Origin of the sequence: Aminobacter sp. HY435, assembly GCF_027568395.1 — a bacterium.
Classification (GTDB): domain Bacteria; phylum Pseudomonadota; class Alphaproteobacteria; order Rhizobiales; family Rhizobiaceae; genus Aminobacter.
Window position 1 is genome coordinate 23,574 of record NZ_JANKZL010000018.1, and the last position, 6,078, is coordinate 29,651.

A 6,078-nucleotide genomic window follows, 5' to 3' on the forward strand; every position below is an offset into this window, starting at 1 on the left:
CAGGCCAGATCGGCCCGGTTCTCCGGGCCGATCTGCTTTGGGGAATACGGAGCCTGTCGAGACCGCGTTGGCTGCCTGAGGCGGTAGCACTGCGAGGTACTCGGCCGAGCCCATGGTCATGAGAGCCCATTCTTAACCTAACGATCGCTCTTTTTGTCGGGTGTGCATTTTTAGGGCTCAGATCTCCCGCGGATCCTGCCAGGATGAGTCTGCGTCGGTAATGAGCCGCGGCAAGACGGCCTTCGAGGGTGGTTGCAACACCATCGAAGGCCTGACCCAGATCCCTTGGAAAGGAAGAGCAGGGCTATGAAGACCACTATCTCAGCATACACGAACGGCAAAGCCCCCGAGCTGTTTGGCGGACCGGTCGACGTCGATTCGATTCTGTTCAGCGAGGCAACTGCACCGGTCAGCCTGGGCGGCCTCCTTGGCTCGGCAGGCGCGCGATCGCGCGATCACTATGAGTGTCTGATCATCCCGGTCAGTTGCTGGTAGCGCCCATCGGGCGACGCCCGCCTTTGCATCTCAGGCAAAGTTTGCCTGAGATGGGGCTCTGACATCAGGCCGATCGATAGATCTGAATTGCCTGCCGCGCCCCGCGCCGTCGCCACCAACCCACCATCCTTGTTCCAACTGTACCCGTTGCTCCGCCGCGGGCGGGAGATTTTTGTCTTTGTCCAAGCCTCATTCCAACAATCCGCCGCAGCGCTCTATTGCCGCGTCTCCGTCGCCAGTCAGTGACCTCATCGGCACCGCCGCGAGCCGGTCGTCCCGTGATCGACACCTGATCCGCCAAGCGTTGTCTGGTCTTGGCAAGCAGCCGGTCCCGAGTACCGCAGAGGCTGGCGCTGTCTCTGCCCTGAGCACTTCGGGACATAGGGGCAGCTCTGTCCAGACTGTCTTGGAGCTGCTCGGCCACAGCCCGGAATGCGCACGGTTGGCCCGGGCAGGGCTGCTGACGTCATGCCATTGCCGCGTGAAGGCAGCCGACGATCCGGCTGTCGTCGTTGGCCTTGCCGTTCAATTCGCTCGTTCAGCGCTCACGCATGGCGTGCCGCTGCCAGCCTCGGTCACCGAGCGCCTGACCAAAGCTGTTGAGGCAGGCGATCCGGCATGCCAATCGGTCGCGGCGTGGCTTGCCGATCTCGGGCTGCTGGAGTTGAGGGAGCAGTCGTCGGCGGAGGAGGGGGGCCGATGATGGAGGCGCGTCTTGCGAGATATCTTGTCGGCCGGCTCCGACGCCGGGCGGCCAGTGAGGCTGTCCACGACGCGGTCGCCAGCGGCATCCTGCGTGTGCTTCCGGAAGATCGGGCAGATTTTGGGGCTGGTGCCGGCCCGCGCGGTTTTGCTGTTGGCCCCCTGGTCTCGGGGACATCAGCGGAGGAAGTGCTGCGGATGATCCGTCGCAGCAGCGCTGCCGGGCGAGCCAGGCGCAGCGATGACAGCGACGATTTCTTCCGCACCACGTCGGTCAAGTTGCGCGGCGAGGGAAGCCGGGGCGGCGAGGGGACCTCGCAGGCCGTTGCCGATGGCAAGATCAACTCTCGGCTTGAGCACCAGGCAAGTGCGCTCCTTGACGCCGTTCGAGCCTCCGCCATGCCTTTGCGGGCCGGCGATGTCGCGGCTGCGCTGCTGATAGCGCATGCTGCCTGCAAAAATGATCTGCCGCCGGCGGAGATCGCAGCAGCTCTTTCGACGCTGTCGCCGATGGTCACGGTGACGGCCGAGGTCGACGGCTTCGAGGAGACCTTCCTGGGCCTGCTCGCGGGCGGTGTGATTGCGCCAGCGCGGGTCGCTGTTTGTGAGGGCAGCGAGCTGTCGCGATCGGGGTCACTGCGCTTCTCGCGAGCCAAAGATCCAAGATGGCATGCAATCATCTTCAAAGCCTCGGAGCTCGACGACGACGGCGACTGGCGAGAGCGTCAACTCGGCTTCGCCGCCGAGAGCGGTTATCCGATCATCGGTATCTCCGAACGCGGTCGGGTCATCCCGGAGGTTCTGCGACGGGTCGCCGCTGTTCACCTCGATTGCGGATCGCTGACACCCGAGATCGTGATGAACACGATGCTCGTCGTCCTGGGCTCGCGTCACGATGGTCATCTTGATCCGGGGCATGCGGCGGCGCTTTCGCTTCCAGACCTCGCGCTCGCCATCCGTCCGGGCCAGTCGCCGGCCCGCGCCTTCGAACTGCTCGGCGAGCTCGGTCGCCGGCGCGTCAGGGCGAAGCAGGAAGCGGGCGGAACAGCGAGTGCGGGACATTCTACCGCGGGCGGTCTGGTGAAGCGCAAGCCGGGCCGTGGGTCAGGCAGTGGTGCCGATGTGATCCAGCCCCGTGTGCCAAGCGGTGCGACATCCGATCGGTTCCTTCCCCGCATCGAAACCTTGGCCGGTTATGGCGAGGCTGCAGAATGGGCTATGTCGCTCAAGGAGGACATCGAGCTTTGGCGGTCGGGCGAGCTCGCCTGGAATGAGATGAGCACCAGGATCCTGCTGTCGGGACCGCCAGGCACCGGCAAGACGATGTTCGCCCGCGCTCTGTGCAACACCCTGCAAGTGCCGCTGGTCGCAACGTCCGTGGCGACATGGCTGGAGCCGGGATATCTGGGCGATGCGCTCAGGCGCATGAGCGCAACTTTTGCCGAAGCGGAAGCCATGAAGCCGGCGATTGTCTTCATCGATGAGATCGACGGGATCGGCCGTCGTGAACAGCGTGGCGAATGGGATCAATATTGGACATCGATCGTCAACAGGGGACTGGAGCTGCTTGATGGCGCCGTCAAAGCGCCGGGCGTCATCGTTGTCGCGGCGACAAACAGTCCGCAACTGATCGACCCGGCGTTGCTGCGCTCGGGTCGGCTCGAGAAACACGTCGACATCCCGCCACCGGGCATCGCAGCCCTGGCTGGCATCCTGCGCCATCAGCTCGGCGACGATCTCGAAACCATCGTCGCCAGCACTGCGGTTTGAGCAAGCTCGCGCGCGGCCCGCTGATCCCGCCCAAGAAGACACGACAACCCACTGAACCAACCGATGTCTATCGCACAGGAGTGTCCCTGACCCATGCTGATGTTCGACTCACAGAGCGGCCCCTATGACCCTCGTTTCGAGCGCGAGACCGACCGCCTGATCGCTCTTGCTGCCGATATGGAGAAAATCCGCAATGGCGCCGACCCCAGGGACCTGGCTGCCGGAGCGCCGATCCTCGACCATTGGATCGTTGCCGAACGCTCCGTTCCCCATCTGGCCGGCCTGTCGTCAGGTCACCCGATCCTCACCGGCACTGGCCGGCTGATCGCAACGTCGGACCTCGTGCTCGTCGCCCACGACCAATCCTGGGCGCGGACGCGCTCGCGCTTCTATCGCCTTGGTCGCCCAGGCGGTGCCAGATCTAGTTCCTAGAGGGCAAGAGGCGGGCCAATGGTGAAGAATTTGATGAGAACGAACCGAGGCAAACGCACGGAGAAAAAGACAGTCGATGCATGAGCATGCCATTGATCCTGGCACCGAGGCGGTGCTGCATACCCTCGCGCGCCAGGCGAGCGGGCTGACCGGCGCCGATGTCGAGAGGATCGTGCGTGAAGCGCGCCAGAAGGCGCGCCGCGAACGCCGCCGACTGAGCTTTGCCGATCTGCAGGCTGGGCTTGCCGCTGGCAAGCCAGTCCGGCCCGAGACCCTGCGGCGGCGCATGGCGATCCATGAAGCCGGCCATGTCGTGGCCCATCTGACGCTCGGCACGGCCCGGATCGAGACCGTCACAATCGACGGTCCGCAAGGTGGGCATGTCGAAGGCGAGACCTACAGTCTCGTAGCTCAGAGTGAAGCGGGCATTACGGCCCAGATCGTGACGAAGCTGGCCGGTCGCGCCGCGGAAGAGGAGCTTCTGGGCAGCGTGTCGGCCGGTGCCGGCGGTTCACCGCGCAGCGACCTCGGCCTGGCCACCGAGCTAACTTTGGCTATGGAGACGACTTTGGGCTTCTCTAGGCATATGCCGCTGCTGCACAGGCAGGTTGAGGCAAAGTTTGCCCAACTGGGGGATGGCAGCGACCTCGCCATCCGTGTCAACGACCGGCTCGAACACGCCTATCGTCAGGCGCGGGAGCTTATCCGGCGCCATCGTCCCTCAGTCCAGCAGATCGCCGATGCGCTGATGACTGTCGGCACGCTCGATGGAAATGAGCTCGCTGCGCTGATGTCGGACATCGGCTGTAACGGAAATATCGAGTCTTGAATCGGTGGTGCCGAAAACGCCGTTTGACGAAGTAATGGGGGGAGAACGAGCAGGCCATGGAAACGCCGTTTGCGGCAGCGATACCGTGCCCAGGAAGGCGCGGCCGCATGACAAGCCATGCCGCCGCGCCTTCGTGAAGTCGGAACGTGACGGGTCATCGCACGCCAGGTCCGACAACATGACCGGGCGGGGGGCAGCACGGGGTCAGCCGCCGTTTCCATCGCCTGCGGTATCGACCTCGTGTCGCTTCAAATGCGGCTTCGGGAAAAAATCCCAGCCATCTTCATAGCGCTCGAGCAAGCTAGCCCATGAAGCTCGCGTTGCCTCGGCACTGAAGCCCTGGTCCACCAGTAGTCGCGACACCTCCGCGAAGACCCTGTCCAGCAATCGATCGCTGCCGCGCTGCTGCGCCCTCACGATCATGTAGTGCAGCATGGCTCTCGCGATATCGTCGCGATCGGGAGCGCGCTCCTCCCGGCGTTTCGCTCGGTACTCGCGCTGATAAATCCGCTGCCTCTCCAGTCTCTCGTCTCTCCGCGCCATCGTCATCCTCCTCATCATGGTGCAGGACAATGATCGGCTGTGACCAAGCAAGCGACAAACGCCGTTTGCGATGTAACGATGTTATCGAGTTCTGAATCGTTTCCTCGGTTTCCTGAATGTCAGATCGCGGAATCTGAATCGGAATAGCACAAATTTTTCTGATTTGTTTCGAGTTGCCGGGGAAGTGAGCCGACCTGCCGCCTCGTTGAGTGAACATGTCCAAGCGTCGGCATCATTTGTGGGAGCCTTCCAAGGGGCTTGTGGGGTGGTGGCGCCAGCGCAAGAGCTGGCGCCACCAGTAGCAATCGGCCGTTTCATTAGTGGCGGGGTGTCACCGCGCCTGCGCCGTCATTTCGGTGCCAAGTCCACGTCGTAGCAACCCAGGCACGGCGCTTCGCCTCAAGCAACTGGACGAATGGTCTAGATGGCCGCTGTTCCCTCAGTTGTTACCGGAAAGCAGCTTCGAATGGCCGCTCGTGTACAGCCGCAGCCAGATTTGCCTGGCTCGCTCCAACGCCGGCAATCATGCCAATTGTCAATCCAACTTCCTGCGGGTCTTGGCCCGTTCTGAGCGTACAGACCGAGCGTCGGCGAGCCTCTGGGACCTTGAGCGCCCCGCCCAGGGCGGTGACTGACGCTTGGCGACCCAGGGCAAGAGCTGAAGTGGTTGCGGCTCAAGATGCCCCGTCACCGTCGGATAGTTTGCCAGAGCTGAGCGGACAAGTGGCAGCCCCGCAGCGTTGGTGTAGCGAACGCTCGTCTCTCCACGACTCAGACGTCCGGAAATGTCGTCGATGATTTCGATGCTGACGTGCTTTTGCTTCAGGGTATCGGCGTTACCGTGTCGAAGCGCATGCAGGAAACGAGCCCATACGTCTTGACCAGCCATTTCGCTTCCTTGGACCAAGGGCATGAAGTCCTTGTAGAATCTGTCACCCCCATCATTGTCTAGTGTCGGAGCATAAAGTTCCGGAAAGAGTGCGCTGTAGCCGAGATCGCGGATGGCCCGGACATAGGGCAGGAAGCCGAGTCGCAACACCTCGTCTGGAACAGGCAAAGTGCGGATAGATTGACTGTTCTTGATCCTACGAATTGCATTAGGGCGTATTTCGATCGCCCAGCCGTTTACAGTCTCAACGACGTCCTTAACGGTTAGAGCGGTGGACATTCAGACATATCGGGCGGCTTTGAAGTAGTTCTGGCATTCGGTTGGCGGGTAGAGTGTGCAGATGTCGCCGATCGCCTGCCAAAGGCCGTCGATGGTTCGAATGGCGCGTGCCCTGAGCTGGGACTTCAACTTGGAGAAG

General features: G+C 62.6%; 7 protein-coding genes. 5 read left to right on the forward strand and 2 right to left on the reverse strand.

Annotated features, from left to right (window positions below; translation table 11 throughout):
- The first annotated feature begins 306 nt into the window (after positions 1–306).
- The 5 genes from PCJ21_RS21670 to PCJ21_RS21690 all read left to right on the forward strand — a co-directional run bounded on the left by PCJ21_RS21670 (position 307) and on the right by PCJ21_RS21690 (position 4,228).
- The gene (locus PCJ21_RS21670) at positions 307–495 is read left to right on the forward strand and encodes a hypothetical protein (RefSeq protein ID WP_269933506.1); all 189 of its coding nucleotides are present in this window, start codon (positions 307–309) and stop codon (positions 493–495) included.
- Positions 496–901: 406 nt separating this feature from the next.
- Positions 902–1,198, forward strand: a complete 297-nt coding sequence (locus PCJ21_RS21675; RefSeq protein ID WP_269933507.1) for a hypothetical protein — start codon at positions 902–904, stop codon at positions 1,196–1,198.
- A complete protein-coding gene (locus PCJ21_RS21680) occupies positions 1,195–2,967 on the forward strand; it encodes an AAA family ATPase (protein ID WP_269933508.1) in 1,773 nt (590 codons plus the stop codon). Before PCJ21_RS21675 ends, PCJ21_RS21680 begins: the two co-directional genes overlap by 4 nt.
- A 93-nt stretch (positions 2,968–3,060) precedes the next feature.
- A complete protein-coding gene (locus PCJ21_RS21685) occupies positions 3,061–3,399 on the forward strand; it encodes a DUF6634 family protein (protein WP_269933509.1) in 339 nt (112 codons plus the stop codon).
- Positions 3,400–3,475: 76 nt separating this feature from the next.
- Positions 3,476–4,228 carry an ATP-dependent Zn protease gene (locus tag PCJ21_RS21690; protein ID WP_269933510.1) on the forward strand — a complete coding sequence of 251 codons (753 nt, stop codon included), beginning with the start codon at positions 3,476–3,478 and terminating at the stop codon, positions 4,226–4,228.
- A 204-nt stretch (positions 4,229–4,432) separates the two neighbouring features.
- Here PCJ21_RS21690 and PCJ21_RS21695 read toward each other — a convergent pair whose 3' ends face one another.
- Together PCJ21_RS21695 and PCJ21_RS21700 are read right to left on the reverse strand one after the other, a co-directional pair.
- Entirely contained in the window at positions 4,433–4,771 is a 339-nt protein-coding gene (locus tag PCJ21_RS21695) for a hypothetical protein (RefSeq protein ID WP_269933511.1), read from the reverse strand.
- A gap of 535 nt (positions 4,772–5,306) precedes the next feature.
- Entirely contained in the window at positions 5,307–5,939 is a 633-nt protein-coding gene (locus PCJ21_RS21700) for a hypothetical protein (protein WP_269933512.1), read from the reverse strand.
- Positions 5,940–6,078: the final 139 nt, after the last annotated feature.

Excerpts from the sequence above, each read along its gene's own strand:
- PCJ21_RS21670 (WP_269933506.1), top strand. The coding sequence starts at position 307 with ATGAAGACCACTATCTCAGCATACACGAACGGCAAAGCCCCCGAGCTG.
- PCJ21_RS21680 (WP_269933508.1), top strand. The coding sequence starts at position 1,195 with ATGATGGAGGCGCGTCTTGCGAGATATCTTGTCGGCCGGCTCCGACGC.
- PCJ21_RS21685 (WP_269933509.1), top strand. The coding sequence starts at position 3,061 with ATGCTGATGTTCGACTCACAGAGCGGCCCCTATGACCCTCGTTTCGAG.
- PCJ21_RS21690 (WP_269933510.1), top strand. The coding sequence starts at position 3,476 with ATGCATGAGCATGCCATTGATCCTGGCACCGAGGCGGTGCTGCATACC.
- PCJ21_RS21695 (WP_269933511.1), bottom strand. The coding sequence starts at position 4,771 with ATGGCGCGGAGAGACGAGAGACTGGAGAGGCAGCGGATTTATCAGCGC.
- PCJ21_RS21700 (WP_269933512.1), bottom strand. The coding sequence starts at position 5,939 with ATGTCCACCGCTCTAACCGTTAAGGACGTCGTTGAGACTGTAAACGGC.